Genomic DNA, 26443 nt, shown 5'->3' on the forward strand with positions numbered 1-26443 from the left:
ACTCCTCGGGTGTTGAGATCAGAACAGGATCAGGGTGGCGCACAGGCCGGCGATGGCGATGAACTGCAGGGTGATGCGGTACTTCAGGATGCTGTCCCACTTGTCCTGCAGCGCACGGGCATTGGGCGGAATGATGCCGGTTCGGGCGGCGGCGGTCTGCTGGGTGTTGATCGGCTTGGCGATGCGGACGTAGAGGGCGAGCCAGGTGAACAGGGCTGCCACCGCGATCCCGGCGGCGATGGCGGCGCCGGTCTGGCCGGCCACCAGCGCGAGCGCCAGCGTGAGGACCGCGGTCACCACCCCGCCCGCCCCGAAAATCGGCATCCGCTTGTCGCCGTAGTGGTGACCCCATCCTGCACTCACGGTCACGGTCGCGTCGTCGAGTTTGCGGTACACGGACCGCATGATCGCGGCCGCGCAGATATCGGTGCCGTAGATGACGGCATTGGCGAGAACGGCGACGACGGCGACGAGCTGACCGGTGAGAATGAGCATTGTATTTCGGCTCCCCTTCATTATGCTAGCACTGCTAGAACCAAGAGCAACGGTAACAGCTGCTAGCTAGACTGTCTAGCGGTGCTAGATTTCAGCGGCGGAGCACCTCTCGCGGAATCCCTCTGCCTCACGCCGTCGGTCATGCCTCCGAGGTGAGCAGTTCGCTCCATCGGTTCATCAGTAGTTCGGTGTACTGGTCCGCGGCGATGTCGTAGGCGCCGAGGGCGTAGCCGTCGTTGGCCTCGACGAGTGCCGTTTCGCCGCTGGCCAAGACGCCGAAATCGATGCCGTAGGCGTTGGGTGCGGTGTCGCAACGGCCGTAGGCGGTGATCGCGGATTCGACTGTTTCCATGTTCAGCGGCACGGAGTTGTCACCGTCGTAGTGGTCGACGGCGACGATCCGCTGGTCGATGACGTAGACGCGGTACTCGGAAATCCACGCGACGACCTCCGAGCACCAGACGCGCTGGCGCCGACTGGCACGTCCCCAGGCGGCGAAGTCGCGTTCCGAGTAGCAAACGGTGCCGGTGAAGCTCTTTCGCCGCTCTGCGGGCTTGACGAAAACTGGTGTGGCACAGGCGCTGTCCATCGCCCGCTCGATCTCGCCCAGGGTCGATGGCCAAACCTTCCGTCCCAGGAACTCGCGAAGCGCCTCTGGGTAGTCGTCGGGTTGCGGTATCGGGATACGTAGCTGGCGCATCGCACCGTGCATCGCATCCATGTCCCCGGCGATAAAAACGTCTGGCCCCAAAGCCAACTGCCTGCGCTGGATACGTTTCAGGCTGTAGTGGCGGATCGGAATGTCGAGTCTTGCGAGGCCCTCGGTGAGCAGTTGCTCTTCGTGCCGCATCGGGCCTGATCCGGCGTACTGCAAGTAGGCCACGGTGAAACTCATGCTTCGATCATGCACGCAGTGGAATCACCTGCGCGGCATGAGGATCACGATCGGGATCGTGCGGCTTCCTGCATTGTGTTGGAAGAAGTCGTAGCTCGGGAAAGCCTCGACGAAGTTCGGCCACAGGCGGTTTCGTTCGGCTTCGGTCGCAACCCGAGCTCGAACTGGGTGGACGTCCGCGCCGATCCGGATTGTGGTGTCCGGGTTGGCTTTCAGGTTGTGGAACCAGGCGGGGTGGGTTGGTTGGCCTGCCTTGGATCCGGCGATGGCGAAGCTGTCGCCGTCTGCGTGGTACATGACAGGTGAGGTTCGGTGGATCCCGGTCCTGGCGCCGACGTGGTCGAGGAGCAGGATTCGGGCATCCGGGAAGGCGGGGAAGCGGCCGCCGATTCGCCCGTTGGTCCGGCGGTACAGGGCCACATGGAGTTTCGTCGATCGGCGGCCCAGGTAGATCCCGTGACTGCTCGTGAATCGTGACCCCGATTCCACCATGCGGGCCATCGACGACCGTTCGGCACCACGTCCGGGATCGGCTTCGTTCGAATTGCTCATCGCCCCTCCTGAGTTTGATCTACTACGTTCGATAGTAGACCTGTTGCTGCTGACGGACAGGCGAATCGTCAGGCGAGGAGTTCGCGGGCAAGGGTTGTGGTCCACCAGGATTCGACTCGGTCGGGGGACCAGCCTCGTTCGGTGATGAGGGTGGTGTAGACGTCGATGGTGCAGAGGGCGGCATAGATGTCGACCGAGGTGGCGAGGTCTTCGCGGAGGGTGGCGGGGGGCCAGGAGGTGAAGACCTCGATGCGGGTTCGGTCGGCTCGGTGGCGGGCGTCGGTGTAGGTGGTGGCGAGGGCGGGTTCGGTGCGGCCTGCCTCGCGGATCAGGGCGATGACGTCGGCGGCGCGTTCGTAGAGGCGGCGGTCGTAGGCGGCCATGGCGGCCAGTTGGGCTCGGGGGTTGCCGGTGGCGGATTCGAGGGCGTCGAGCATTCGGGGTGCGTCGGCGGAGAGGTCGGCGGCGTCGACTATGGCCTGGATGAGGCCGGTTTTGTTGCCGTAGGCGGAGTAGACGGTGGGCACGGAGACGCCTGCTTCGCGAGCCACGTCGCGGACTGTGGTGGCGGCCCAGCCTCGTTCCACGAACAGGCGGCGGGCGGCCTGGGCGATCTCGGCGCTGGTCGCTTGGGCTTGGAGACTCCGGCGCAGTGAGTCGTAGCGGCGGCGGGGCGGATCGGCGGTCAAGGGGTTCCCCTTTCGGTTTACGGTACGTATATTCAAAATATGAGCAATAAATCTAATCTGTCGAGCGATGCGGCGTTTCGGCGGGTCGCGGGGATCGCAGGCATCGGGTTCGCGCTGGTCATCCTGGGGTCCAATCTGATCTTGGCACCCGCCGGACTGCCGAAGCCGGGTTCGGACCCACAGACTGCCGTCGCGTTCTTCGTCGACCACCGTGACCTCGTGGCACTGGCGATGGCGCCGGTGCCGCTGGGATGGTTCTGTGCAGTGCTGTTCGGCGCCGGTGTGCTGGCGGCACTGCGACCGGCTGAGCGGGTAGCGGGTACGGGGTGGTCGCTGGTCGGCTTCGCCGGATTGCTGTTGCAGAACGCGACTTTCGCCGTGATCATCGGAATCCGTTATGCCCTCGGCACTTCGAACGGTGAAGGTGCGGCACTATGGGCACTGCAAGACGCACTGCTCGCGCTGAACGGCACGTTTCTCGCGACGGCGCTGGTCGGCCTGACCATTGCGGGCCGACTCGGGGGATTGGTGCGGCCTTGGCACGCGGCCATCGGATTCCTCGCTGCCGCACTGCAATTCACCGCTGCGACTATTGCGTCGATGATCATCGACCATGACGGGCCACTCGGTCTGATCGGTTTGTCCGGCTGGCTGCTGTGGGCGGTCTGGTTCGTCGCCTACGGCGTGGCGCTCTTCCGCACCAGCGGAGGCCGATGACTTATGTCATGGCCGACCCATGCGAATCGCATAGGGGATCGGTGACTGCGCTTACTACTGGTGGTGCGTCGTTGAGAGCACCGTAGAAGGCATGAGAAACGCAGACGTCATCACCGCTCGGGGGCTCCGGCGGACATATGGGCGCGGCGACGGCGCCTTCGAAGCTGTCAAGGGAGTGGATCTCGAGGTTCTCGAGGGCGAGGTTTTCGCGCTGCTCGGGACCAACGGGGCCGGTAAGACATCGACGCTCGACATGCTCGAGGGGCTCGTCGCGCCGACGGCGGGGCAGGTCGAGGTGTTCGGGTTGGATCCGCGTAAGCATCGGGATCAGGTTCGGGCGCGGGTTGGGATCATGTTGCAGTCCGGTGGGTTGCCTGCTGAACTGACCGTTGCCGAGACGTTGGAAATGTGGCGCGGGACGTGCAGTGATCCGACCACCGCTGAAGTGGTCTTGGAGCAGGTCGGCCTGACCGATCGGGCCGGTGTGCGGGTCGGTGCACTGTCGGGTGGTGAGCAGCGTCGGGTCGACATGGCGTGCGCGCTGCTCGGGCAGCCGCGGTTGTTGTTCCTCGATGAGCCGACGACCGGTCTCGATCCGGAAAGTCGGCACGGGACATGGCAATTGCTCGCCGACCTCAAAGCATCGGGGGTGACGATGGTGCTCACCACGCACTATCTCGACGAGGCGGAGGCGCTCGCCGACCGCATCGCCATCATGAACAAGGGCACGATCGCGCGCAGCGGCACCCTGCGCGACCTGGTCGACGACCATCCGGCGCGCATCGCGTTCGACCATCCCGGCCTGCCGGTGCCGCACCTCCGAGACGCACGCGTGGACGCGAAAGCACGAGTCACTGTCAGCACCAACGACTTACAAGGACACCTGTTCGAGCTGCTCGGCTGGGCACGCGACGCGGGAGTGCAGTTGACCGGACTCGAGGCGCGCGCCGCGTCCTTGGAGTCGGTGTTCCTCGATATCGCAGGCCACCCGGCAACCACACCCGAACTGATCGGAGCGACACGATGACCATCACCATGCCCGCCAACGGATTTCGCCGCCGACCCGTCACCGCGCTGGCCAAGGCGGAGTGGCTGCAGTTCCGGCGCAACAAGACCCTCGTCTACATGGCGACGGCGTTTCCGATCGGAATCCCGTTGGCCACCTTCCTGATTGCCCGCAAGGACACCGAACCGACGACGGCGATGGCCGCGGTGGCGCTCGAGATGCTGGCGTTGATGGCCCTGCTGTTCGTGCAGTACTACTCCGTGCTGTCGATGGTGACCACGCGCCGCAGCGAGGGCGTGCTGAAACGGTTGCGCACGGGGGAGGCCGCCGACTGGCAGATCCAGCTCGCGCCCGCCATCCCCGGGGCCGTGATGACTGCCGCAACCACTGTGGTCGTCGCCGCAGTGGTGTACGGCACGGGCACGCCGATGCCGGTCAACCCCCTCGCTATCATCGTCGCGCTGGTCGGTGGGACCGTCCTGTTCACCCTGCTCGCCCTGGCGACCAGCGCGTACACCAAGAACGCGGAGGCCGCGCAGATCACCTCGCTGCCGGTGATGATGGTCGCGATGCTCGGCCTGGCCTCGATCCGCTCCGTACTGCCCGACCGGCTGGCGCAGATGGCCGACTGGACACCCTTCGCCGCCGTCTCCGACCTGATCTCGCTCGGCGCGGCGGGCAAGTTATCGACGGATTCCGACTCGGCGCTCAGCTTTGCCGACACCGTCACCGCATCCGGCCGACCGTTTGCGACACTGGCGCTATGGACAGTCCTGGCGCTCGTGCTGACCCGCAAGAGCTTCCGCTGGGACGATCGCGGGTGAAGCGCGTGACCGCCTGGTGGCACGAGTTGCCGGGGTCGGCCAAGTACCGGCTCTATTCGCGGCTCACGTTCCAGTCGGCCATCGCCGGTTTGGTCGTCGCATTGGCAGTCGCGGCGGACTCGGCGCCCGCGGTGCTCGTGATCGTCGTCGGCGGCATCGCGGCGATGGTCGCGGTGGAGGCGCAACCGGACTTCGCTACCGTCCCAGGTGTGGTGGCGCGGCCGCGGATGCTGCCGGTAGCTGCTGCGATCCTGGCCGCGATCTGGGTGGTCAGCGGTGCTGTCGCTCAACTCGCCGACGACGAATCGACTGCCACCGGCGCGGGCGTTGTCGGCATGTCCGCGGCCTTGCTCACGATCTTCTCCGTCATCCCGTTCACCCGGCACAAGTGGTGGATTCTGATCGCCCTCAGCGTCGCGACCCCGCTGGTGCTCGGCGCACCGCTGCGGGCGAGCGCGCGGGGGATCGTGTCGTTGCTGCTCGCGGGGGTTTTCGCGATCGTGCTGACGCTGCTCACCGTGTGGGCGCTCGGCATCATCGACGAATTGGAACGGACCAAAGGCGTCGAAGCGCAACTACAGGTGGCAGAGGAACGGCTGCGGTTCTCACGCGACCTGCACGATGTCGTCGGGCGAGGCTTCAGCGCCATCGCGGTGAAAAGCGAACTGGCGATGGCCTTGTCGCGGGCAGGCGATACCGATCGCGCGATGTCGGAGATGGAAGAGGTCCGAATGCTGGCGGTCGAATCGATGGGGCAGATGCGCACCCTGGTTCGCGGTTACCGCAATATCGACCTACGTGGTGAGGTGGCCGGGGCGCGGTCGCTGCTGTCGGCGGCGGGCTGCGAACTCGTCGTCGAAGGCGATGCGGCCAAGGTGCCAACGGCCTTTCACGAAGTCGCGGCCTGGGTGGTGCGGGAAGGCACGACCAATATCGTCGAACACTCGGCAGCGACGACCGCCACGCTCACGCTCGGCGGGTCGGGCATGTCGCTGCGCAACGATCGACCTCACGGCGCGATCGGTGAACGATCCGGGCTGCGCGGTCTCGGCGAACGACTCGCCGCCGTCGGCGCGACCCTCGACGTCACCACCTCCAGCGACGAGTTCGCCCTCGAAATCCACTGGGAGAATCAGTGATTCCCGTATTCCTCGCCGACGACGAAACCCTGATCCGCGCCGCGATGGCGACGATGCTCGGCCTGGAACCCGACCTCGAGGTCATCGCCCACGTCGGCTCCGGCGCCGAACTCGTTGACGCGTGGCGTCGCAGGGCCGAGGAAGGTGCGCCGGTAGCGGTGGCCGTCATCGACCTGCAGATGCCGGGCATCGACGGCATCGACACCGCGATCGAACTGCTCCGAATCACCCCTGGCGCAGGTACTTTGATCGTCACCAGTCACGGCAGGCCCGGCTACCTCAAGCGTGCTCTCGCCGCGGGTGTGCGGGGGTTCCTGCCGAAGACGACCTCGGCGGCGACGCTGGCCGAGGTGATCCGGTCGGTGCACAACGGTGGTCGCTACGTCGATCCCGAACTCGCGGCCGAGGCGATCAGCGCGGGCGATACCGTGCTCACCGCCCGTGAGGCCGACGTGCTCGAATTCGCCGCCGACGGTGCGTCCGTGGAGGACATCGCCAAACGCGCGCACCTCTCGCCGGGCACCACCCGCAACTACCTGTCCTCGGCCATGTCCAAGCTCGGGGTGTCCAATCGCTACGAGGCCGCACTCAAAGCCCGTGAGAAGGGCTGGATCTAGCTAGGGTGTGGGGCGTTACGGTGCGATGAGAGGGATGACGATGGCTGCTGCGCTGGTCAAAGGGCAGAATGCGGGCTTGGTTTCGGGGGAGGTGGTGCTGTCGGTGCGGGGCGGGGTCGCGGCCGATCTCTCGGCGCTGTTGGTGACCGATGCGGGCAAGGTGCGCTCGGATGCCGACTTCGTCTTCTTCAATCAGCCACAGGCGCCGGGTGTTCGGCTCGACGGCACCGGACTCGAGGTGTCACTCTCGGACGTTCCTGGCGAGATCGCGCAGATTCGCGCGGTGGTCACTGTGGCGGCGCAAGGGGATACGTTCGGAAAGGCCGCTGCGCCGGTGGCGTTGGTCGCTGATCGCGCGGGGAATGTGTTGCACGAGTATGTGATCGACGGGCTCGCTGACGAGTCGGTGGTGATCGCGCTCGAGTTGTACAGGCGGGGCCAGGAGTGGAAGGTCCGTGCGGTCGGGCAGGGGTACGCGGGCGGGTTCGCCGATCTGGTGACCGATCACGGGGTGAGCGTCGCCGACGAGCCGGAAGTCGTCGCGGAGGTTCGAACGGTCCCCGGCGAGGCGGCGCTGTCGTTCGAGAAGCGGCAGAAGCTGGACATGCGCAAGCGTGAGGTCGCGAAGGTGCTGATCGACAAGAGCGCTTTCGGAACCAGGGCCAGGGTGGTGCTGGTGATCGACAAGACCGGCAGCATGCAGAAGATGTACAACGTGGGCACCGTGCATCGGGTTGTCGAGCGGATGGTCCCGGTCGCCACCCAGCTCGATGACGACGGCACGCTCGAGGCTTATCTCTACGCCCTCACCTACGCGAAACTGCCCGACATCACGGTCGCGAGCGCCGAACAGTGGGCCAAGACCCACCTTCACCTCAAGGGCACCCACGCGGGCATCGACTACGACGCCATCGGCGGACGCAACGACGAACTGCCCATCATGCGCGCGATCATCGACACCCTGACCGAGCCGACCCTTGTACTGTTCTTCACCGACGGCGGCTTCGCCAAGAAGCGCGAGATCGCCGCCCTGATGCGGGAGGCCGCCCACTTGCCCGCCTTCTGGCAGTTCATCGGCCTCGGCAAAGCCAACTTCGGCGTCCTGCGCACCCTCGACGAACTCGACGGCCGCATCGTCGACAACGCGGGCTTCTTCGCCCTCGACGACATCGACAAGGTCGACGACGCCGAGCTCTACCGGCTGCTGCTCAGCGAATTCCCGGACTGGCTGCGCGCCGCCCGCACCGCGGGGATCGTCGGCTCCTAAGTTATGGACCATGGGAAATCCGGTTGTCACTGATCGGAGGGATCGTTAGCGTGTCTACCGTTTGCTGTTCGGCAAACTGAAAGGACGAGCTCATGGAACCCATCACCGAACGCGACATCAGGTCGTCGTTCGTCAACTGTTCGAAAGGTGACGCGAAGCGGTTGAACGTGCCGCGTGACCTGGAGCAACGGCCCTGGGAGGATCTCGACTTCCTCGGCTGGACCGACCCGTCGTACGCGGGGCGCTGCTATATCTCGGTGCCGCGCGCCGACGGGCTGGTCAGTATCGCGTTGCGGCACGAGACCGGCGGGTCGGGCAAGTCGCAGATGTGCACGATCTGCCTCACCACGCATTCAGGCGGCGGTGTCTCGCTGATGACCGCCAGCAAAACCGGTGAGTCGGGGCGCAAGGGGAACACGGTCGGCAGCTACATGTGCACCGATCTGGCCTGCTCGCTGTATGCGCGCAACAAGAAGCGGCCCTCGATGGGCAGCCGGTATCGCGAGGATCTGACACCGGAAGAGAAGGCGCAGCGGGTGGTGGAGAACCTGAACGCCTTCGTGGACCGGCTCTACACGTAGTAGAACCGACGCGCTGACACGACAGGAGGTAGATGCTGTGCGCCGACACTCGATAACCCAAAGGGCCCGAGTTCTGTTGAACACCAACAGAACTCGGGTGTTCCTTGCCGGTCGAGTCGGCCCGGGGCGATCCCGGACCGGTCCGAGCGGAGCAGGAACCTAGAGCATCGCGTTCATGATGGTGCCCGCGCTGGTGGCGACGACGCCGCCGATCATCGCGCCCGCGACCATCTTCGGTGACTGCATCGCACCGCCGGTCCATTTCTCCCAGGCGAACTTTCCGCCCGCGACGGTGATGGCGACGATGCCGGACAACAGGATGAACCAGGTCAGATAGCTGACCATCTGCATGATCTTGTTCGCCAGTGGTGGTGCTTCGGGGGTCGGATTGCCGATCTGCGCCAAGGTATCGGTGACGGCGGCCAGAAACATGGGGTCTCACTCGGTAGCTCGGAGGGACGGAACGACGATCAACTCTGCACCGATGGTATCCGGTCAGGTGCGGTGGCGTCGGTGCCAAGTCGACCGTACCGATCGGTTTTGTTGGTGTGCAGGGGGTTCGCGCCCGTATCCTGGACCACGATCGAATACGACAGCGCTGGAACGCACTTCGCGGCACGCGATAGGGGAGCAGGCTATGAGCATCATTCTGACGTCGATGGCCGACACCATCACCACGTACGCGCAGATCGGTAATCCGTCGCCGGAAGCGCCTCCGCTGTCGGACAAGATCATGAAAATGGTTCAGTACTTGACCTGGTTCATGATCCTGTCGGGAGTGCTCGCCATCACCGTCGCCGGCGGAAAGTTCGCCTGGGAGAAGTGGAACGGCAGCGCGATGGAGTCGCCGAAGATGATCGCGGGCGCGATGATCGGCGGTGTGGTCGCCACCAGCGGCGGCACCATCATGAACGCGATTCTCGGCTAGATTCGCGCGCCCTTGGCGCGATTGCAGGCCCGGCACAGGATCTGCAGGTTCGTCGCGCTCGTCGCACCACCGCGACTGAGCGGGATGATGTGATCGAACTCCAGGTAGTGGCCGTCGCCGCATTCGACGCACGCGCCGCCGTCGCGCTGCCACACCTGGGCTTTCACATCCTGCGAGATGCTGCGGCTGTCACGCTGTCCCGGCGCGAGGACCAGGCGTTTCGATACGCGCAGCGCGCCTTCCAGCGCCGCCGCCACATAGTCGGGGTCGGCGACGCCGAAGGTCGCCCCGCCGCGCGCGGACGTCGCGGCGAGCACGACGGTGCCGTGTTCTGGATGCACCGACACCACCCGGTTCCAGGGGAGTTCGATGCCGGTGCCGTCGCCGACGAAGCGGAGTTTCTTGGAGCTGCCGATCAGGCGGCCCTCGGTGTTGCGCGGGCCGCGGGCGAGCATGCGGACGTGGACGGCGGGCAGATCGAGGTGGACGCGTTCGTCGGGGTCCAGGTGCAGGCCCGGGGTGTTGATGGTGGGCAGTTCGCCGGCACGCAGGCGGGACAGGGTGCGGCCGCGATGCATTCGGCGGCGCAGATCGTCGACGATGGGGCCCGACAGTGCCAGCTCGCTGACGACATGTTCGAAGGCCTCCAGCTCCTCGGCGAAGACCTCACCGTCGGCGAAGGCGAAGGCGACCATCCGTTCGACCTGGGTCAGGCCCGCCTCGCGCAGTAGTGTCCGGCCGCGCTGCTCGTCGATGCGCTGGAAGCGCAGGGCGGCCCACACGTCGATCCACTCCTGCGACATCGTGCCGGGGCCCGCGAGTGCGCGCCTGGCCCGGTTGCGCCAGTGGGTGAGGAATTCCTCGATCTCCTCGGCACAGTTCTTGCATTGGCCATGGCCGCCGAACAGTTTGCGCCGCAGGGGATTTCCGCAACGGGGGCAGCGGGCTCGGTGGTCGTGGATGTGGGTGTGGACGCTGGCGGTCCACTCGTCGCCGTCCCACCAGCGGAGCTGATCGGGGGTTTCCGGGTCTGGGTGCCAGTCGGCGAGGTCCGGGTCCTGCGGTGGTGGGGGTGGGACGTCGATGACGCGGCGAGACAAGGCCGGTGGGCGGGTCGACGGTGGTCCGGCGTGTGGTCGGGCCGCGGGATCCGGAGACCCGGGGACTGTGGTCCGGCTGTGTCGGTCCCGGTGCGCATCGGCCGGATCGATCGTCGAGGGCTCGGTAGTCGTCGTCGGGTCGGGTCGGGACGGCGCGCTCGCGCCTCGACCGTCGGGATGCGAGGCGTCGGCGGAGCTGGTCTGGAACGATCGCGCGGGCACTCTCGTCCGGTCAGCGGTCCCGGCGCCGGGTTGCCCGGCGGGTTCGTCCACAGTGACGCCGAATTCGGTGGCCAGCCCGGCCAACCCGCCGGACCAACCCTGGCCGATCGCGCGGAACCGCCACTGCCCGTCGCGGCGGTAGAACTCGCCGAACATCATCGCCTGGACGTCTTCGATGCTGTCGATGGTGAACTGGGCGATCGGGCCGTCGGCGGCGTGGACGGTCAGGGTGAGGTCGGGGAGTTGGTCGAAGGTGGCGTCGTCGAGGGACGCGCTGACGACGATGCGGGCCACGTCGGGTTCGGTGCGTGGCAGGGAAATGCTCAGCCGCGCGGTGCCGGGGGCGGGCTCCTGGTCGAGGGTCACCGCCTGGGAGGCGTGGCGGGGTGCGTTGAAGAAGACGAAATCGCGGTCGCCGCGGACCAGGCCCGACTCGGTGACCAGCAGGGCATGCGCGTCCACCGTATGCGCCGACCGCCATGAAACGACCACGGCAAGAAGCGATGTCGGGACCGGCGCGTGCGCACCCTTGCGTAGTTCCATGGTGTTCGCATGATGTCATGGAGGTCCGACAGGATTGTGGAGTGCTGCCGCGGAACCGGACACGAAGCCCGGAGTGGGGTGCTCATCCCTGCACCGGGGGCGTGGTTGCGGCACAGTGGTGTTATGACGAACCCGAGGAAACGGGGGCGCGCGGAGGAACCTGCTCCGGCGGCGCAGGGGCGGAAGGTGCCGGGGGCTGATTTGCTGTCGGCGGCGCAGGCGGCGGTGGGGGCTGCGCAGGCGGCGGCGGGGCAGGCTATTGATGCCGCTCAGCAGACCGCGGGGTATGCCTTCGATACGGCGGTGCGGTTGCCGCCTGCTTCGGCGCAGTTGGCGGCGCAGTTGCCGGATCTGGTGGATAACCTGTCGATCGCGGTCGAGCGGCTCAACAGCACTATCGATCGGCTGGATCGGACGTTGGCGTTGGCTGATCCGGTGTTCGCCACTTATGACCGGTTGTTGCCGCGGCTCGAGGCGATGATTTCGCTGGGTGAGGATGTGTTCGGTGCGGTGGCGAAGCTGCCGGGGGTCGGGCTGTTGGGGCGGATCACGGGGCGTGGGGGCGAGGAACCCGCGCCGGAACCGGAGCCGGAGAAGCGCGGTCGCCGTCGGCGCTGATTTCGCGAAGGTCGCACCGACCCGGCAGCAATGCGCACCGCCCGGCAGCGATGAGTCCCTACCCGGGTTGTGATGCGGGTGCGCCTCGACTCACGTCCGGGGTGCCAAGGCTCGGAACGTGGCGGCCGCTTTGAGCACCATCTCCGCGTACTCGTCCTCCGGATCGGAATCGAGCACGATCGCGCCGCCCGCGCCGATCCGCCACTCGTCGTCGTAGCGGACGGCCGTGCGGATGACGATATTGAGGTCGGCAGTGCCGCCGAGCCCGAGAAAACCGATGGTGCCCGAATAGATCCCGCGCGCTTCGGTTTCCAGCTCATCGAGGATTTCCATGGTCCGCAGCTTCGGCGCCCCCGTCATCGAACCGCCGGGGAAGCAGGCGCGCAGGCAGTCGATGACACCGGCATCGCGCAGCAGGGTTCCGCGCACCGTGGACACCAATTGGTGCAGGGTGGAATAGGTTTCGGTGTCCATCAGCTTCGGCACGTGCACCGAACCGACCTCGCACACGCGGCCGAGGTCGTTGCGTAGCAGGTCGACGATCATCAAGTTCTCGGCGCGGGTTTTCGGGTCGTCGGCCAGCGCGCGACGCAGGCGCTCGTCCTCGTCGGCGGTCGAACCACGCGGCGCGGTGCCTTTGATCGGCTTGCTCTCGACCACCCGGCCCCGGTCGACCTTGAGGAACCTTTCCGGCGAGGAACAAGCCACATCCAGACCGTCGAAGCGTAGGTAGGCGGCATACGGCGCCGGATTGCAGCGGCGCAATCGACGGTAGAAGGCGAGCCCGTCGTCGGGTGCGGCGGCGACGGCGACCGCGTCGGTCAGGCAGATCTCGTAGGACTCGCCCGCGTGTAGCCGGTCCTGACACACCGCGATGTCGGCCAGATAGCGGTCGCGCCCACGCACCAGATGCGCCTGTACCGCATCGGGATCGGCGGGCACGCGCAGGTCGGGGGGATTGACCCAGGTCGGCAGGCCAGCGAGCGCGTCAGCGGTCTCGTGTAACCACTGTGCGGCGGAATGCTCGCTCCCGGATTCGGTCAGCGTGAGCAGGTAGGTGCGCCCGGCCTCGTGGTCGACGACGATCAGACGGTCGGCGAAAATCCACTCGGCATCGGGGGTGGGGGAGCGGTGCGCAGCGCTCGCACCACAGTCGGCTTTCACCTCGTACCCGAGGTAGCCGACGTAACCTCCCGCGAAATCGAAAGGTAGCGACGGGGTTTCGCAGTGCCTGGCCCGGAGTTCGCGGTCGAGGTAGTCCAGGATGGTGCCCGCTATGGTTCGGGTGCCCTCGACGTCCGTCACGGTGACGGCACCGTCGCCCACCCGGTAGCCGACGATTTCGGCATGCGGCCCGCTCGCATCGCCGAGGAACGAGAACCGGTCGAGGCCGGGTTCGACGTGTTCACTGTCGAGCCAGAACGCGGTCGGAGCCGACGCGTACAGGCGAAGGAAGATCGCTTCCGTATCGATCGCTCGTTCGATTACCTTGTCCTGCAAGCGAAACGATCGTTCGGGTGAAACCGGCGCAACGGCTGCTGGTCCACGTACGACCACCGGCGCGGAAATCTGGACCCGCGCCTTGGTGAGATCGGCGAAGTTTCGCAGCAACGCGGCCCCGAACTCACTCGACACCGACTCGGGATGGAACTGCACACCCCACTGCGGCCGCTCCCGATGCCGCACCCCCATGATCACCCCATCGCTCGTCGACGCGGTCACCTCCAGCGTCGCGGGCAGCGGTTCCTGCGCGGCAAGGGAGTGATATCGCACGACGGTGAAGTCCTGCGGGAGACCGGCGAACAGGTCGCGATCGTCATGGCTCACCTGATCGAGAAAGCCGTGCCTGGCCCGCGGCGCCCGCTCCACCGACCCGCCCGCGCCGAGCACGATCCCCTGATGGCCGAGGCACACACCGAGCAATGGCAGGTCGGTCTGTGCGATGAGTTCCGTCGAGATGCCCATGTCGCGGGCGCGGTCGGGACGGCCAGGTCCGGGCGAGATCACCACATTGTCGAAGTGCTGTAGCTCCACCGGGCCCTCGTCGTTGCGCACGACAATCGGCTCGCTCCCGTTGACCTCGCTGATCAGCTGATAGAGGTTGTAGGTGAACGAGTCGTAGTTGTCGATCAAGAGCGTGCGCATCGTGGCAGAAACATTACGCCGCGCCCGCACGGGCGGGCACAATGTGCGCCATGGCTGTTTCTCAACCTGTCGATGTTGACCCGGCGATCGCCGATTTCGCGGCAATCGGGCGGTGGATGGACGAACAGGGCTTACCCGGGACGGAATTCGAGGCGGTCACCGCCATCGGCGGCGGCACCCAGAACGTGATGCTGCGCTTCACCCGGGGCGGGCGCGAGTTCGTGCTGCGGCGCGGACCCAAGCATCTGCGCGCCAAGAGCAATGAGGTGATCGGCCGGGAATCGCGGCTGCTCGGCGCCATCGCCGGCACCGAGGTGCGCTCGCCACGGGTGATCGCGGCCTGCGACGACGAGTCGGTGATCGGCGCGGTGTTCTACCTGATGGAGCCCATCCGCGGCTTCAACCCGCAGACCGAACTGCCGGAGCTGCACGCCGGTGACCCCGAGATCCGCCGCCAGATGGGGCTGTCGGCGGTCGCGGCCATCGCCCGGCTCGGCGCCCTCGACTACCAGGCGCTCGGCCTCGACGACTACGGCCGTCCCGCGGGTTTCCTCGAACGCCAGGTGCCGCGCTGGCTGCGCGAGCTCGACTCCTACAACACCAACGATGGCTACCCCGGCCCGCAGATCCCCGGTGTCGAGCACATCGGCGACTGGCTCGAACGGCACCGGCCGACCGACTGGATTCCGGGCATCATGCACGGCGACTGCCACCTGGCGAACATGATGTTCGACTACGACGGTCCCGAGGTGGCGGCGATGGTCGACTGGGAGATGTCGACCATCGGCGACCCACTGCTCGACCTCGGCTGGCAGCTGGCGACCCGGCCAGAACCCGGCACCGTCGGCGCGGGCCTGATGGGCACGCTCGGCACCGTCGGTGGGCTGCCGAGCGCGGCGGAGATGATCGAGCACTACGGCAAGTTCTCCGACCGCGACCTGGGCGCCGTCCCCTGGTACACCGTGCTGGCTTGCTTCAAGCTGGGCATCGTCCTGGAAGGCACCTACGCGCGGGCGTTCGCGGGCAAGGCGCCCAAACCGGTCGGCGACTTCCTACACGCGGTGACGCTGGAACTTTTCGAGCAGGCGAACAAGCTCGCCGAATGATGCCCGGATCTCGCCGATAGTTGGCGGAAAATTGATGGAGCACAAGTTGCGGACAACCTAAGCTCACTTCCATGATCGCCCCCGACACCAAGAACTGGACCTGGGTCCTCGAACGTCCCTGCGCCGAATGTGGATTCGACGCCGAGGCCATCGCGTTCGCTGCCGTGCCCGAGATCGTCCGCGACGGCGCGACCCGGATCGGCTCGGCGCTCGAACGCGACGATGCTCGGGTGCGGCCGGACGAGGCGACCTGGTCCGTTCTCGAGTACGGCGCGCACGTGCGCGATGTGTGCCGGATCTTCGACACCAGGCTCGCGCTGATGCTGGCGGGCGACGGTGTCACTGCACCGGCGTTCGAGAACTGGGATCAGGACGCGACCGCGCTCGCCGATCGCTACGACCTGCAGGACCCCGCTGTCGTCGCCGAGGAGCTGGCTGTCGCCGCCTATCACGTAGCCGCCGCCTTCGGCTCGGTGCCCGCGGATCGGCTCGACCTGCGGGGCGCGCGCAGCGACGGTTCGTTGTTCACCGTCACCTCGTTGGGCCGGTACTTCCTGCACGACCTCGTGCACCACGTCCACGACGTGCGCGGATAGAAATTTCTCGATGAATTTCTAGAACGTGTTTCAGAAACCGGCGATTTGTCGTTAGGGTGAGTGCAGTCACAACGAGGCACGAGCTTGGCGAGAGGTCTACCGGCATGAAGACGAAGGGCGCGATCCTGTGGGGCACCGATCAGCAATGGTCGGTGGAGGAGATCGAGGTCGGCGACCCCGTCGCCGGTGAAGTGCAGATCCGGATGGAAACGGCGGGCATGTGCCACTCCGACCATCACATCGTCACCGGGGCGACGCCGATGCCGGCGTTCCCGGTGATGGGCGGACACGAGGGCGCGGGCGTCATTACCAAGCTCGGCCCCAACTGTCCGGCCGATCTCGCGGTGGGCGACCACGTCATCCTGTCGTTCATCCCGGCCTGCGGGCGGTGCCCCTCGTGTGTTTCCGGGAACATGGCGCTGTGCGACCTCGGTGCGGGATTGCTGATGGGACAGGCGATTTCGGACGGCACCTACCGCATCCAGGCGCGCGGCGAGAACGTCATCCCGATGTGTCTGCTCGGCACCTTCGCCCCGTACATGACGGTGCACCACACGTCCGTGGTCAAGATCGACCCCACCATTCCGTTCGAGGTGGCCTGCCTGGTGGGTTGCGGCGTGCCGACCGGGTTCGGTTCCTCGACCCATGTGGCGCAGGTGCAGCCGGGGGAGACCGTGGTGATCGCGGGCATCGGCGGTGTCGGCATGAGCGCGCTGCAGGGCGCGGTGCTCGCCGGTGCGTCGAAAGTCATTGCCATCGACCCGAATCCGTGGAAGCGCGAGCAGGCGCAGAAGTTCGGCGCCACCCACACCTACGAGAGCATGGCCGCCGCGATCATGCCGATGATCGACGCCACCGAGGGGCGGATGGCCGAGAAGGTCATCCTCACGATGGGTGAGATGCACGGCGACTACGTCGAAGAGGGCTTGATTCTCACCGGCAAGGCGGGCACCCTCGTCGTCACGTCGATGGGGCGCATGGACGCGAGCGACGTGAAGATGAACAGCTTCCTGCTGTCGATGCTGCAGAAGACGGTGAAGGGCACCATCTTCGGCGGCGGTAACGCCCGCCAGGACGCGCCGCGACTGCTGGCGCTCTACAAGGCCGGCCAGCTCAATCTCGACGACATGGTCACCCGCAGTTACTCACTCGAAGAGATCAACCAGGGATACCAGGACATGTTGGACGGCAAGAACATTCGCGGCATCATCCGCTACACCGAAGCCGACTGGTAGATCAGCTCTTTCGGGTCCGCTCGGCGAGACGAACCGCGACCTGCGCGATCAGGTCGAACGGAATCGGTTCGCCGAGTGGGAATTTCAAGGTGCCACGACCCGTGTTGTAGGGCTCGACGGCCTTGTCGAAAGCTTCGTCGCCTTCGGGAACGGGGTACACGCTCACGTGGGCTTTCCAGCCCGCGAAGAAGATGAACACCCGGCCGTCGATGGTGGCGGCCGGGATGGCGTAGCTGATCTTCTCGCCCGTGTCGGGGACCGCGCGGTGGATCGTGTCGCGGATCTGCTGCAGGACGGCGCGTTCGGCCGCCGGTTGGGCGGCCAGATAGGCGTCCACGGAGGTGGGTTTGTCGGCCATGGTTCCTCCCACTGGGTAGGCGGCAATTCTAGGCCCTGACCAGCACTTCCTTCGGATGACCCGCGGCTTCGAGGCGGCCGTCGCGCAGTAGCAGGCAGTAGTCGGCCTGCTCCGCTTCGGCCATGTCGTGGGTGGCCTGCACCACGGTGACCCCGGTTGCGCTGATCTCGGCCAGTGCACGGGAGATCTCGGCGCGCGAGGTTGCGTCCAAGCCGGTCGAGGGCTCGTCGAGCAGCACCAGGTCCGACTGCTGGGCCAGCGCTTGGGCGAGCAGAGTGCGTTGGCGCTGGCCTCCCGAGAGAGTGTCGAGTCGCCGTGACGCCAGGTCGGTGAGGTCCATTCGCTCCAGGCAGGCTCGGGCGATCTCGCGATCCTCCTTGGTGAGCCGCCGCCACGGACCGCGGTGCGCCCAGCGGCCCATGGCCACCGCCTCGCGCACTGTCATCGGTAGTGCTGCGGGAATAGCGCTGTGCTGCACCACGAATGCCGGTTTTTGCGCGGTGGATCGGTGCACGGTGCCCGACTGCGCCGTGACCGTGCCCGCGAGGATGCCGAGCAGGGTCGACTTCCCGGAACCGTTGGGTCCGACGATGGCGGTGATCCGGCCGCGCGGGATGGTCGCCGATATCTCCGACAGCACGGGTTGCCCGGTGTAACCCGCTGTCAGGCGTTCGATACGGAACGCTGCGTCATCTGTGTGTGTCATCTCACCTCATTTGAAACGATAATCATTTTCAGTATATCGTTCCGCGCTATGGATTGGCTGATCGCACCGTTCGAGGTGGCATTCGTGCAACGAGCGATGTGGGGTGGGCTGCTCGTTTCCTGCGTGTGTGCCCTCGCCGGAACCTGGGTGGTGGTGCGCGGCATGGCATTTCTCGGCGACGCGATGGCGCACGGGATGCTGCCCGGGGTGGCGGTGGCGGCGCTGCTCGGTGGGAATCTGATCGTCGGCGCGGCGATCAGCTGCACCGCGATGGCGTTCGGGGTGTCGGCGCTCTCGCGCAGTAAACGGTTCGCGGCCGATACCGCGATCGGGTTGTTGTTCGTGGGGATGCTCGCGGCCGGTGTGATCATCGTGTCGCGGTCGCAGTCCTTCGCGGTCGATCTGACGGGGTTCCTGTTCGGTGATGTGCTGGCCGTGCGCACCGTCGACCTGTGGTATCTCGTTGTGGCGCTGGCGATTGCGCTGGTGATCGCGGTGCTCGGGCATCGGGCGTTCGTGGCGCTGACCTTCGATCCGCGCAAGGCGCACACGCTCGGATTGCATCCGAAGGCGGCGCAGGTGGCGTTGATCGGGTTGCTGACGTTGGCGATCGTGGCCTCGTTCCATGTTGTCGGGACGCTGTTGGTGTTCGGGTTGCTGATCGCCCCGCCCGCGGCGGCGGTGTACTGGTCGGATCGGATTCCGGTGGTGATGGTGATCGCCGCGCTGGTCGGCGGGTTCTCCACCGTTGCGGGACTTGTCATTTCGTGGCACGCGGGGACGGCGGCGGGGGCGACCATCGCGGCTGTGGCGGTGGGGTCGTTCTTCGTGTCCGCGATCTGCTCGGCGGTGCGTGAGCGGTTCGGGAAGGTCGGGGCGGCGTCGGTGGCCGCGCTTGCCGCGCTGCCGCTGGTGGGGTGCGCGGCGGCTGAGGAACCCGCGGTGGTCGAGGAGACTCCGCACGGGTACGTCGCTGGTGCGGAGGAGATGAGCGAGGCTCAGACGCGCCTGGTGATCGCGGATGCGGGCGGAGCTGTTCGGGTGATCGATCTGCTGACCGAGAAGGTCACCTCGATTGGTCCGGAAAGCGCTGGTGCGCACGCAGATCCGAGCAGTTCGGGAGTGTCACCTTCGCCGAGTGGTGGTGACCGGGCGCCGACCATGGGCGGTGACGGCCGGTACGCGTATTTGAGTTCGGGTGGGTCTGTTCGGCTTGTGGACAGTGGTGGGTGGACGGTCGACCACGACGACCACCGGCACTACTATCAGGCGCCGATCCGCGACGTCGGCGCGGTTGCCGCGACGGGGGCCGGTGCCGGGAGTGCTTCTTCCGGAACGGATTCGGGGTCAGCAGATGGTAGCGGCGCGAATGGTCCCGGCGCCTCGGGTGTCGGGACGGGTACCGGTTCCGCGGTCGTCGGCGCGTACAGCGACGCCGCCGTCGCATCCGTTGTGCTCGACTCCGGGGCGACGATCCTGTTCGACCGGCCGACGCTGGACGGCGGTGTCGCTCGGGAACAACGCCGCGTCGAGGGCATCGCGCTGCCGTACGCGGAGCGGATCGTGGTCGCCGACGGTTCGGGTCGCGTCGAGGTGCGTGGGCGTGATGGTGCGGCGGGACAGGTGCACAACGCCACCTGCCCGCAGCCGAAGGGGCAAGCCGTCACACGGCGCGGAGTCGTATTCGGTTGTGCTGACGGGGCGCTCGTGGTGGCACAGCGAGAAGGTGACTTCGTCGCCGAGAAGATTCCCTATCCGGCGCCGACCTCCGACCGGGCGAGCGCGTTCACACACCGGCCCGGGAGCATCACGCTGACCGCGCTGGCCGGTCGTGACGGCGTGTGGACGCTCGATGTCAGGAAGAAGACCTGGACGCGGACCGCGATCACCGATCCAGTTGCGGTGAACACCGCCGGGGAAGGGGCGTCGCTGCTGGTACTCACACGCGACGGTGTCCTGCACGGCATCGACCCCGTATCCGGCTCGGAGACAGCGCAACTCGTTGTTCCCGGCGGACCCGTCGAAGGGCAACCGGTGATTCGCGTCGATCCGGATCGCGCCTACGTCAACGACATTCGTGGCCGCAAGGTCTACGAGATCGCCTACAACGACAACCTCCGTGTCGCGCGCACGTTCGAGTTGGACATCGCGCCGTCGCTGATGGTGGAGACGGGGTTGTGATGCGCGTATCCCTCGACGTGCGGCCACCGACCACAGCTGGTGCGCGCGGCGCGACGATGTTCGCAGCCGACGCGCCAACGGCCGAACGAGTTTCCTCGATGTCTGGGAGGCCGATGTCTGTGTATCACCCTATTGGCCGAATCCGGCTGGTAGCCCGCACTTTCCGCGTTCGCAGCGCGCTCGGAGCCAGCGCATCGTCTGTCGGCGCGGCGATGCGCCGGACGGCCCGGCTGTTCGTCGCGGCCGCGCTGCTCATCCCGTTGCTCGTCGCGTGCACCAGCGGGTCCGAGCGGTCCGGGATCGTGGTGACCACGAACATTCTCGGCGACCTGACCAAGGCGGTCGTGGGTGACGCGGTGCCGGTGACAGTGTTGATGCAGGCAGGCACCGACCCGCATTCGTTCGCGATCTCCGCACGTCAGGCGGCCGATATCGAGCGGGCCGCGCTGGTGGTGCACAACGGGCTCGGGCTCGAGGAAGGCGTGGCCCGGCACGTGCAGGCGGCGGTGACGGCGGGCGTGCCTGCCATTGCCGTCGCCGAGAAGGCGGACCCGATCCGCTATGCCTCCGACGAATCCGTGGGACAACCTGATCCGCACTTCTGGACCGATCCTGCGCGGGTGCGCATGGCGGTCGAGGCGATCAGCGCGGAAGTGCTGGCGAAGGTCGACAGCATCGATGCCGGTGCGGTACAGGCCAATACGCAGCGCTACCTCGGCGAAATCGACCAGCTGGATCGATGGATGACCGACCGGTTTGCCGCGATCCCGGCCGAGCGCAGACAGCTGGTCACCGACCATCACGTCTTCGGTTATCTCGCACAGCGATTCGGGTTCCGGGTGATCGGCGCGGTGATCCCCAGCGGCACCACCCTGGCCTCGCCCAGTGCCTCGGATCTCGACGGACTCGCCACCGCGATCAGGACCGCGGGCGTGAACGCGATCTTCGCCGATTCCTCGGCGCCCGACCGGCTTTCGCGCGTCCTCGCCGAACACACCGGGCTGCAGGTGCAGGTGATCGCCCTGCACACCGAATCACTGACCTCGCCCGGTGAGGGCGCGGCCACCTATCTGGAGATGGCACGAGCCAACACCGACGCCATCGCCCGTGGTTTATCCGGGCCCACAACGTAATTCACGCACGAAGAGATGGAGCAACACATGAACAGGTCACGGATCACCACGATGGTGGCCATGTCCGGGGCACTCGCCTCGGTGCTGGCGCTGAGCGCTTGCGGCACAGAGGATTCCGACCACGGTCACGAGCACACCCCGGGTGCGGAACCGATCGCGCTCACCTATGAGGGCGGCATCTACGTCCTCGACGGCGCCACGCTCGCCCAGGAAGGCGACGTCAAGCTCGACGGCTACAACCGCCTCAACCCGGCCGGCGACGACGACCACCTGATGGTGACGACCAAGGACGGCTTCCGGGTCTTCGACGCCTACGCCGCGAAGTTCACCGGAACCGAGTACCCCGCTGGCAAGCCCGGCCACGTGGTGCCGCACGCGGGCAAGACGGTGCTCTTCGCCGATGCCACCGGTGAGGTCACGATCGTCGACACCGACAAGATCGACAGCGGCAAGTCGTCCGGGACCTACAGGACCGCCACCGCACACCACGGTGTCGCCGTCGAGCTGAGCAATGGGAACCTGCTGGTCACCCTCGGCACCGAGGACGCACGGGTCGGCTTCATGGCCCTCGACAAGGACCGCAAGGAGATCGCCCGCAACGAGGACTGCCCCGGCGTCCACGGCGAGGCCACCGCGCAGGGGGAAACAGTGGTGGTCGGTTGCCAGACCGGCGCCCTCGTCTACCGCGACGGCAAGTTCACCAAGGTGACCAGCCCGACCCCCTACGGCCGGATCGGCAACATGTCCGGCAGCGAGGTCTCGCCGATCGTGCTCGGCGACTACAAGCAGGACAAGGAAGCCGAACTCGAACGCCCGCAGCAGATCTCGCTGGTGAACACCGCCGACGGCACCCTGCGCCTGGTCGACATCGGCACCAGCTACACCTTCCGTTCGCTGGGCCGCGGCCCGCAGGGTGAGGCGCTGGTGCTCGGCACCGACGGCAAGATCCACGTGATCGACCCCGTCGCGGGCAAGGAAGTTCGCACCATTCCGGTGCTCGGCACCTGGCAGGAGCCCCTCGACTGGCAGGACGCCCGCCCGGCGCTGTTCGTTCGCGACGGAATCGCCTACGTGAGCGACCCGGCGACCAAGCAGGTCCACCGCGTCGACCTGGCCGAAGGAAAGGTCACCGCCACGGCCACCCTCGCCGCCGCGCCGAACGAGATCACCGGCGTCACCGCGCACTGACACCAGAACGCATCCGGCCGCATTCGAGCCGGACGCGATCGTGGTCGCGACCCGCAAGACCGGCCTAATCGTCCAATTGGGCCCGTTTCAGTCAAAAAACTGACTGAACGCCGCTGATTTGGACGATTAGGCCGGGGTGATCGGTACTCACCGTCCCGGCGATGCCTGGCTGAAGGGACACCGGCCTACCGGTCGGCGCACCGCACGACGACCTCGCGCAGGTTGCGGCTGCGCACATCGTCGAGGATCGCCATGCCGAGCCGGTTCATGCTGTAGCCGAAGCCCAATCCTGTTGTGGGGTCGGCAAATCCGAACGATCCACCCAGGCCGGTGGTGCCGTAGGCGCGCTTGTCCGAGCCGAAACGGAAAGTGCCGCGCGACTTCCGGAAACCCAGGTGGTAACGACTCTTGGTGTGCAAGACCAGGTCATCGGCGGGCACATCGTCGGCGGTGTCGGCGGCCGCGAGCAAGTCGAGAACCTCGTCGCTGATCGGCAGGACACCGGTTCGGCCCGCGGCGGCGCCGTAGACCTGCGCGAGCGCACGGGCGTTGCCGACACCGTTCATGCCGGGCCATTCGATTTCGAGGAACTCCCGGCGCGCGGCTCGAGCGGGCGCGCCAGGACGCGGATTCGTCAGCGCTGCGTAGGAATAACCGCGCTTGGCGTAGACCTCACCGCCGATGCGCAGCGGCACATCACGCCGCTCGTAGCGCCAGATGTCCCAGCCCTTCGTGGCGGACAGTTGGGCGACCCGTTCCATCGGCTCGGACTCTGGCAGTCCGATGAACAGATCTGCGCCGACCGGGCCCGCGATCTCTTCGGCGAAGAACCGCCCGAGGCTACGGCCCGCCGGATCCACCCGCCGGAGCAGTTCGCTCTGATACAACCCCAACGTCAGCGCGTGATAACCGTGCCGGGTGCCCGGCTCCCACGCCGGTTTCTGCGCGGCGAGCACCGCGCCGAGGGCATCACGGTCTACCAGCTCACGCAGTTTCACGATCCGGTCGAGCCCGGACAGCCCGGCCTGATGGTCGATCAGCTGACGCACGGTGATCGCCTCTTTGCCCTGCGCGGCGAACTCCGGCCAGTACTTCGCCACCGGCGCCTCGTAGTCGAGCAGCCCGCGCGAGACCGCCGTCGCGATCGTGAACGCCGACATCCCCTTCGATGAGGAGAACACCGGCACGATCGTGTCGCGCTCCCACGCCACCTCGCGTTTGCGGTCGCGATGGCCTGCCCACAGGTCGACCAGTGGCTGGTCACCGGCGTAGACGGCGACGGCGGCGCCGATCTCGCCGTGGTGGGTGAAGTTGCGGCGGAAAGCGTCGGCGACGGGGCCGAAACCGGCCGCCACGTCGCCGTGGATCGATGGTGCGGGACTCATGGTGACCTCGATCGTAGCGGCGTCTCGTACGCTGCGGATATGCGATCGTTGCAGCAGGTTCAGGACTGGCCCGTCAAAAATGCCGCCGCCGCCGTGGTCACCGCCGACAGTGTGTCGAGCATCGGCGATACCGAGCGGGTGTTCCGGCTCGCCTCGGTCACCAAACCGCTCGTCGCCTACGCCACGCTCGTGGCGCTCGAGGAAGGCGCGGTCGAACTCGACCAACCCGCTGGTCCGCCCGGATCGACCGTGCGTCATCTGCTCGCCCACACCTCTGGCGTCGCGTTCGCCACCCCCGAGGTGATCGCCGAACCCGGCGCCCGCCGGATCTATTCGAGCGCGGGCTTCGAACTGCTCGCCGATTTCCTCACCGCGCAGACCGGGATCGAATTTCCGCAGTATCTGCGCGAGGCCGTTTTCGAACCGCTCGGCATGACCACAGCGGTCCTCGACGGTTCCGCTGGCCACGCGGGCAGCGCCTCCCTCGCCGACCTCACGCTATTCGCCGGAGAGTTGCTGATACCCCAATTGATATCTCGGCAAACATTGGACGAGGCGACCTCGGTGCAATTCCCCGACCGCAACGGAGTACTGCCCGGATACGGCTCCCAGCGCCCCAACGACTGGGGACTGGGATTCGAAATCCGCGACGGGAAAACCCCGCACTGGACCGGTTCGGCCAATTCGGGGCGCACCTACGGGCACTTCGGGCAGTCCGGCACGTTCCTCTGGGTCGACCCGGAAATAGGGGTGGCGACAATCGCGTTGAGCGACGAGAATTTCGGTGACTGGGCCAGAACGGCGTGGCCGAAATTCAGCGATTCCGTTATCGCAGAGACACATAACACGCAGTAAAGTAACACGCGCAACACCGCACACTTCAGTACACTCGTGCCACGCCAGACCACGACGGGCCGTTGGGGAAGACGTTCCTTGTCGAGGCTGGAGGTGTTGTTAGTGCGCGCATCGAGTCAGTTCGCTGACGCGACGGCGGGTGTGGTTTACATCCACTCATCGCCCGCCGCGTTGTGCCCGCACGTGGAATGGGCGCTGTCCACCGCGCTCTCCTCGCCGGCGAAATTGCGCTGGAACACCCAGCCCGCCGACGGACAACTGCGCGCCAGCAGCGATTGGATCGGCCCCGTCGGCACCGCGGCCCGGATAGCCCAATCATTGCGCACCTGGCCGGTCCTGCGCTTCGAAGTCACCGAGGACCCCAGCGAAGGCGTCGACGGCGAACGCTACAGCTTCGTCCCCGCCCTCGGCCTCTGGCACGGATCCACCGGCGCCAACGGTGACGTGATGCTCGGCGAAATGCGATTACGCGCCTTACTCCAAGCCGCCTCCGAACTCGACTCCCACGGCACCTTCGACCTCTCCACCGAACTCGACCGCGCGCTCGGCTCGCCCTGGGATGAGGACCTCGAGGCGTTCCGGCAGGGGACCGACAGTGTCGGGGCGGAAGTTACCTGGTTGCGACGGGACGTGGGTTAACGGCTCTCGTCCGCACTCTGCGCTGATCCGGGCGCAGCGGTCGTCATGGTGACAGGCCGATTGAGGTAGAGCGCGTGGGCCGCGCACAAGATTGCGCAAAGCGTGAGCACCGACGCGGCTGCGAGTAGTGCGCGTCGGAGTCGGTGTCGGTCGCTGTACCCGACCGAGTTCTGAAAGAGAACCGGCGTGACAGCGCCTGCCGCCGCTGTTGCGAGCGTGTGCGCGTAGGACCACTGGCCTGCCCAGGTCTGCAGCAGCACCCAGGCGAAATGCGACACCCGTTCCGTGGCCGCGCCGTTCAGCCAGTGCACGGTCCATGTTGTCGAGACAACTCCGCCGAGTGCGGCGAACGGCCACAGCACAACGGTTCCGACAACACCGAGCACGCCGCATCTGGCGAGGAAACCGGCCCGCTCGCGGGCGCCGACGCGAACAAAAGCCGTTGCCGGAAGCCCGATCCCGACCGCAACGCCCGCCCCGATCGCCAACGGCAGGACGATCAGCCACAGGTAGCTCGCCGCCGTGGCCGATGACGACAACACGTCGGATCCGAACTCCCGCACCGCCAGCAGGGCGCCGACAGCGCCGCCGACCACCGAAACGAGGAGCGTGGCCACAATCGCCGACGCCACGGTGGTCGCTATCGCCCGCCTCATGGTTCGCCTGCTGGTCGATAGTGCTGAATCGGTCACGCCGCCCACTGTATTCAGCGTCCAGCTGGTT

28 protein-coding genes are annotated in these 26443 nt (G+C 66.6%); 17 read left to right on the forward strand and 11 right to left on the reverse strand.

The window, feature by feature from the left end; translation table 11 throughout:
* Positions 1-18: 18 nt before the first annotated feature.
* The 4 genes from ACFW6D_RS22575 to ACFW6D_RS22590 form a co-directional block, all read right to left on the reverse strand.
* A complete protein-coding gene (locus tag ACFW6D_RS22575) occupies positions 19-495 on the reverse strand; it encodes a DUF1772 domain-containing protein (protein ID WP_379331085.1) in 477 nt (158 codons plus the stop codon).
* A 139-nt stretch (positions 496-634) separates the two neighbouring features.
* The gene (locus ACFW6D_RS22580; protein ID WP_379331087.1) at positions 635-1390 is read right to left on the reverse strand and encodes an ATP-grasp domain-containing protein; all 756 of its coding nucleotides are present in this window, start codon (positions 1388-1390) and stop codon (positions 635-637) included.
* Between the two features lie 24 nt (positions 1391-1414).
* A complete protein-coding gene (locus ACFW6D_RS22585) occupies positions 1415-1942 on the reverse strand; it encodes a nitroreductase family deazaflavin-dependent oxidoreductase (RefSeq protein ID WP_379331089.1) in 528 nt (175 codons plus the stop codon).
* A gap of 68 nt (positions 1943-2010) precedes the next feature.
* On the reverse strand, positions 2011-2631 hold the full coding sequence (locus ACFW6D_RS22590) for a TetR/AcrR family transcriptional regulator (protein ID WP_379331091.1): 621 nt from the start codon (positions 2629-2631) through the stop codon (positions 2011-2013).
* Between the two features lie 39 nt (positions 2632-2670).
* Between ACFW6D_RS22590 and ACFW6D_RS22595 the strand changes: the two genes are divergently transcribed.
* The 7 genes from ACFW6D_RS22595 to ACFW6D_RS22625 all read left to right on the forward strand — a co-directional run bounded on the left by ACFW6D_RS22595 (position 2671) and on the right by ACFW6D_RS22625 (position 8782).
* Positions 2671-3348: a hypothetical protein gene (locus ACFW6D_RS22595; protein WP_379331093.1), complete on the forward strand. Its 678-nt coding sequence runs from the start codon at positions 2671-2673 to the stop codon at positions 3346-3348.
* A gap of 91 nt (positions 3349-3439) precedes the next feature.
* Positions 3440-4375 carry an ABC transporter ATP-binding protein gene (locus tag ACFW6D_RS22600; RefSeq protein ID WP_379331095.1) on the forward strand — a complete coding sequence of 312 codons (936 nt, stop codon included), beginning with the start codon at positions 3440-3442 and terminating at the stop codon, positions 4373-4375.
* Complete coding sequence (locus ACFW6D_RS22605) at positions 4372-5178, forward strand: ABC transporter permease (protein WP_379331097.1); 807 nt, start codon at positions 4372-4374, stop codon at positions 5176-5178. Before ACFW6D_RS22600 ends, ACFW6D_RS22605 begins: the two co-directional genes overlap by 4 nt.
* Entirely contained in the window at positions 5175-6317 is a 1143-nt protein-coding gene (locus tag ACFW6D_RS22610; RefSeq protein ID WP_379331099.1) for a sensor histidine kinase, read from the forward strand. Before ACFW6D_RS22605 ends, ACFW6D_RS22610 begins: the two co-directional genes overlap by 4 nt.
* Complete coding sequence (locus tag ACFW6D_RS22615) at positions 6314-6934, forward strand: response regulator (RefSeq protein ID WP_379331101.1); 621 nt, start codon at positions 6314-6316, stop codon at positions 6932-6934. Before ACFW6D_RS22610 ends, ACFW6D_RS22615 begins: the two co-directional genes overlap by 4 nt.
* 40 nt (positions 6935-6974) lie before the next feature.
* Positions 6975-8201, forward strand: coding sequence for a VWA domain-containing protein (locus tag ACFW6D_RS22620; protein WP_379331199.1), 1227 nt, complete (start codon positions 6975-6977; stop codon positions 8199-8201).
* Between the two features lie 92 nt (positions 8202-8293).
* The gene (locus ACFW6D_RS22625; RefSeq protein WP_379331103.1) at positions 8294-8782 is read left to right on the forward strand and encodes an FBP domain-containing protein; all 489 of its coding nucleotides are present in this window, start codon (positions 8294-8296) and stop codon (positions 8780-8782) included.
* A gap of 159 nt (positions 8783-8941) precedes the next feature.
* Here the strand turns inward: ACFW6D_RS22625 and ACFW6D_RS22630 are convergent, their stop codons facing one another.
* Positions 8942-9214 (reverse strand): hypothetical protein, encoded by a 273-nt coding sequence (locus ACFW6D_RS22630; RefSeq protein WP_194828569.1) that lies wholly within the window; start codon positions 9212-9214, stop codon positions 8942-8944.
* Between the two features lie 205 nt (positions 9215-9419).
* Here ACFW6D_RS22630 and ACFW6D_RS22635 point away from each other — a divergent pair, with 205 nt between their 5' ends.
* Positions 9420-9710, forward strand: coding sequence for a hypothetical protein (locus ACFW6D_RS22635; RefSeq protein ID WP_378637732.1), 291 nt, complete (start codon positions 9420-9422; stop codon positions 9708-9710).
* On the opposite strand, the gene ACFW6D_RS22640 is transcribed toward ACFW6D_RS22635, so the two are convergent.
* Positions 9707-11575: a TerD family protein gene (locus tag ACFW6D_RS22640; RefSeq protein ID WP_379331105.1), complete on the reverse strand. Its 1869-nt coding sequence runs from the start codon at positions 11573-11575 to the stop codon at positions 9707-9709. The genes ACFW6D_RS22635 and ACFW6D_RS22640 overlap by 4 nt on opposite strands.
* Before the next feature lie 123 nt (positions 11576-11698).
* Between ACFW6D_RS22640 and ACFW6D_RS22645 the strand changes: the two genes are divergently transcribed.
* Positions 11699-12193 carry a hypothetical protein gene (locus ACFW6D_RS22645; RefSeq protein ID WP_379331107.1) on the forward strand — a complete coding sequence of 165 codons (495 nt, stop codon included), beginning with the start codon at positions 11699-11701 and terminating at the stop codon, positions 12191-12193.
* A gap of 90 nt (positions 12194-12283) precedes the next feature.
* Here ACFW6D_RS22645 and pabB read toward each other — a convergent pair whose 3' ends face one another.
* On the reverse strand, positions 12284-14338 hold the full coding sequence (gene pabB, locus ACFW6D_RS22650) for an aminodeoxychorismate synthase component I (RefSeq protein WP_379331109.1): 2055 nt from the start codon (positions 14336-14338) through the stop codon (positions 12284-12286).
* Positions 14339-14379: 41 nt separating this feature from the next.
* On the opposite strand from pabB, the gene ACFW6D_RS22655 reads away from it, so the two are divergent.
* From ACFW6D_RS22655 to ACFW6D_RS22665, 3 genes are all read left to right on the forward strand, one after another.
* Complete coding sequence (locus tag ACFW6D_RS22655; RefSeq protein ID WP_379331111.1) at positions 14380-15444, forward strand: phosphotransferase family protein; 1065 nt, start codon at positions 14380-14382, stop codon at positions 15442-15444.
* Positions 15445-15515: 71 nt separating this feature from the next.
* On the forward strand, positions 15516-16040 hold the full coding sequence (locus ACFW6D_RS22660) for a DinB family protein (RefSeq protein WP_379331113.1): 525 nt from the start codon (positions 15516-15518) through the stop codon (positions 16038-16040).
* Between the two features lie 104 nt (positions 16041-16144).
* Positions 16145-17275, forward strand: a complete 1131-nt coding sequence (locus tag ACFW6D_RS22665) for an NDMA-dependent alcohol dehydrogenase (protein WP_379331115.1) — start codon at positions 16145-16147, stop codon at positions 17273-17275.
* A gap of 1 nt (position 17276) precedes the next feature.
* On the opposite strand, the gene ACFW6D_RS22670 is transcribed toward ACFW6D_RS22665, so the two are convergent.
* Together ACFW6D_RS22670 and aztA are read right to left on the reverse strand one after the other, a co-directional pair.
* A complete protein-coding gene (locus tag ACFW6D_RS22670) occupies positions 17277-17633 on the reverse strand; it encodes an iron chaperone (RefSeq protein ID WP_379331117.1) in 357 nt (118 codons plus the stop codon).
* 28 nt (positions 17634-17661) lie between these two features.
* The gene (gene aztA, locus ACFW6D_RS22675) at positions 17662-18339 is read right to left on the reverse strand and encodes a zinc ABC transporter ATP-binding protein AztA (RefSeq protein WP_379331119.1); all 678 of its coding nucleotides are present in this window, start codon (positions 18337-18339) and stop codon (positions 17662-17664) included.
* A gap of 48 nt (positions 18340-18387) precedes the next feature.
* On the opposite strand from aztA, the gene aztB reads away from it, so the two are divergent.
* The 3 genes from aztB to aztD all read left to right on the forward strand — a co-directional run bounded on the left by aztB (position 18388) and on the right by aztD (position 22841).
* A complete protein-coding gene (aztB, locus tag ACFW6D_RS22680) occupies positions 18388-20520 on the forward strand; it encodes a zinc ABC transporter permease AztB (RefSeq protein WP_379331121.1) in 2133 nt (710 codons plus the stop codon).
* A gap of 212 nt (positions 20521-20732) precedes the next feature.
* A complete protein-coding gene (gene aztC, locus ACFW6D_RS22685; RefSeq protein ID WP_379331123.1) occupies positions 20733-21653 on the forward strand; it encodes a zinc ABC transporter substrate-binding protein AztC in 921 nt (306 codons plus the stop codon).
* A gap of 27 nt (positions 21654-21680) precedes the next feature.
* On the forward strand, positions 21681-22841 hold the full coding sequence (aztD, locus tag ACFW6D_RS22690; protein WP_379331125.1) for a zinc metallochaperone AztD: 1161 nt from the start codon (positions 21681-21683) through the stop codon (positions 22839-22841).
* Between the two features lie 185 nt (positions 22842-23026).
* Here aztD and ACFW6D_RS22695 read toward each other — a convergent pair whose 3' ends face one another.
* The gene (locus ACFW6D_RS22695) at positions 23027-24226 is read right to left on the reverse strand and encodes a serine hydrolase domain-containing protein (RefSeq protein ID WP_379331127.1); all 1200 of its coding nucleotides are present in this window, start codon (positions 24224-24226) and stop codon (positions 23027-23029) included.
* Between the two features lie 39 nt (positions 24227-24265).
* Between ACFW6D_RS22695 and ACFW6D_RS22700 the strand changes: the two genes are divergently transcribed.
* Positions 24266-25081, forward strand: coding sequence for a serine hydrolase domain-containing protein (locus ACFW6D_RS22700; RefSeq protein ID WP_379331129.1), 816 nt, complete (start codon positions 24266-24268; stop codon positions 25079-25081).
* 102 nt (positions 25082-25183) lie between these two features.
* Complete coding sequence (locus ACFW6D_RS22705) at positions 25184-25720, forward strand: DUF3145 domain-containing protein (protein ID WP_379331131.1); 537 nt, start codon at positions 25184-25186, stop codon at positions 25718-25720.
* Here ACFW6D_RS22705 and ACFW6D_RS22710 read toward each other — a convergent pair.
* Positions 25717-26412: a hypothetical protein gene (locus ACFW6D_RS22710; RefSeq protein ID WP_379331133.1), complete on the reverse strand. Its 696-nt coding sequence runs from the start codon at positions 26410-26412 to the stop codon at positions 25717-25719. The genes ACFW6D_RS22705 and ACFW6D_RS22710 overlap by 4 nt on opposite strands.
* Between the last annotated feature and the right edge of the window lie 31 nt (positions 26413-26443).

The organism is Nocardia sp. NPDC058705 (genome assembly GCF_042749305.1).
In the GTDB taxonomy this organism is placed as follows: domain Bacteria; phylum Actinomycetota; class Actinomycetes; order Mycobacteriales; family Mycobacteriaceae; genus Nocardia.

Excerpts from the sequence above, each read along its gene's own strand:
- ACFW6D_RS22605 (WP_379331097.1), top strand. The coding sequence starts at position 4,372 with ATGACCATCACCATGCCCGCCAACGGATTTCGCCGCCGACCCGTCACC.
- ACFW6D_RS22575 (WP_379331085.1), bottom strand. The coding sequence starts at position 495 with ATGCTCATTCTCACCGGTCAGCTCGTCGCCGTCGTCGCCGTTCTCGCC.
- ACFW6D_RS22635 (WP_378637732.1), top strand. The coding sequence starts at position 9,420 with ATGAGCATCATTCTGACGTCGATGGCCGACACCATCACCACGTACGCG.
- aztD (WP_379331125.1), top strand. The coding sequence starts at position 21,681 with ATGAACAGGTCACGGATCACCACGATGGTGGCCATGTCCGGGGCACTC.
- aztC (WP_379331123.1), top strand. The coding sequence starts at position 20,733 with ATGCGCCGGACGGCCCGGCTGTTCGTCGCGGCCGCGCTGCTCATCCCG.
- ACFW6D_RS22645 (WP_379331107.1), top strand. The coding sequence starts at position 11,699 with ATGACGAACCCGAGGAAACGGGGGCGCGCGGAGGAACCTGCTCCGGCG.
- ACFW6D_RS22595 (WP_379331093.1), top strand. The coding sequence starts at position 2,671 with ATGAGCAATAAATCTAATCTGTCGAGCGATGCGGCGTTTCGGCGGGTC.
- ACFW6D_RS22585 (WP_379331089.1), bottom strand. The coding sequence starts at position 1,942 with ATGAGCAATTCGAACGAAGCCGATCCCGGACGTGGTGCCGAACGGTCG.
- ACFW6D_RS22640 (WP_379331105.1), bottom strand. The coding sequence starts at position 11,575 with ATGGAACTACGCAAGGGTGCGCACGCGCCGGTCCCGACATCGCTTCTT.
- ACFW6D_RS22665 (WP_379331115.1), top strand. The coding sequence starts at position 16,145 with ATGAAGACGAAGGGCGCGATCCTGTGGGGCACCGATCAGCAATGGTCG.
- ACFW6D_RS22670 (WP_379331117.1), bottom strand. The coding sequence starts at position 17,633 with ATGGCCGACAAACCCACCTCCGTGGACGCCTATCTGGCCGCCCAACCG.
- ACFW6D_RS22580 (WP_379331087.1), bottom strand. The coding sequence starts at position 1,390 with ATGAGTTTCACCGTGGCCTACTTGCAGTACGCCGGATCAGGCCCGATG.
- ACFW6D_RS22630 (WP_194828569.1), bottom strand. The coding sequence starts at position 9,214 with ATGTTTCTGGCCGCCGTCACCGATACCTTGGCGCAGATCGGCAATCCG.
- aztB (WP_379331121.1), top strand. The coding sequence starts at position 18,388 with ATGGATTGGCTGATCGCACCGTTCGAGGTGGCATTCGTGCAACGAGCG.
- ACFW6D_RS22625 (WP_379331103.1), top strand. The coding sequence starts at position 8,294 with ATGGAACCCATCACCGAACGCGACATCAGGTCGTCGTTCGTCAACTGT.
- ACFW6D_RS22660 (WP_379331113.1), top strand. The coding sequence starts at position 15,516 with ATGATCGCCCCCGACACCAAGAACTGGACCTGGGTCCTCGAACGTCCC.
- ACFW6D_RS22655 (WP_379331111.1), top strand. The coding sequence starts at position 14,380 with ATGTGCGCCATGGCTGTTTCTCAACCTGTCGATGTTGACCCGGCGATC.
- ACFW6D_RS22600 (WP_379331095.1), top strand. The coding sequence starts at position 3,440 with ATGAGAAACGCAGACGTCATCACCGCTCGGGGGCTCCGGCGGACATAT.
- aztA (WP_379331119.1), bottom strand. The coding sequence starts at position 18,339 with ATGACACACACAGATGACGCAGCGTTCCGTATCGAACGCCTGACAGCG.
- ACFW6D_RS22695 (WP_379331127.1), bottom strand. The coding sequence starts at position 24,226 with ATGAGTCCCGCACCATCGATCCACGGCGACGTGGCGGCCGGTTTCGGC.
- pabB (WP_379331109.1), bottom strand. The coding sequence starts at position 14,338 with ATGCGCACGCTCTTGATCGACAACTACGACTCGTTCACCTACAACCTC.
- ACFW6D_RS22620 (WP_379331199.1), top strand. The coding sequence starts at position 6,975 with ATGGCTGCTGCGCTGGTCAAAGGGCAGAATGCGGGCTTGGTTTCGGGG.
- ACFW6D_RS22700 (WP_379331129.1), top strand. The coding sequence starts at position 24,266 with ATGCGATCGTTGCAGCAGGTTCAGGACTGGCCCGTCAAAAATGCCGCC.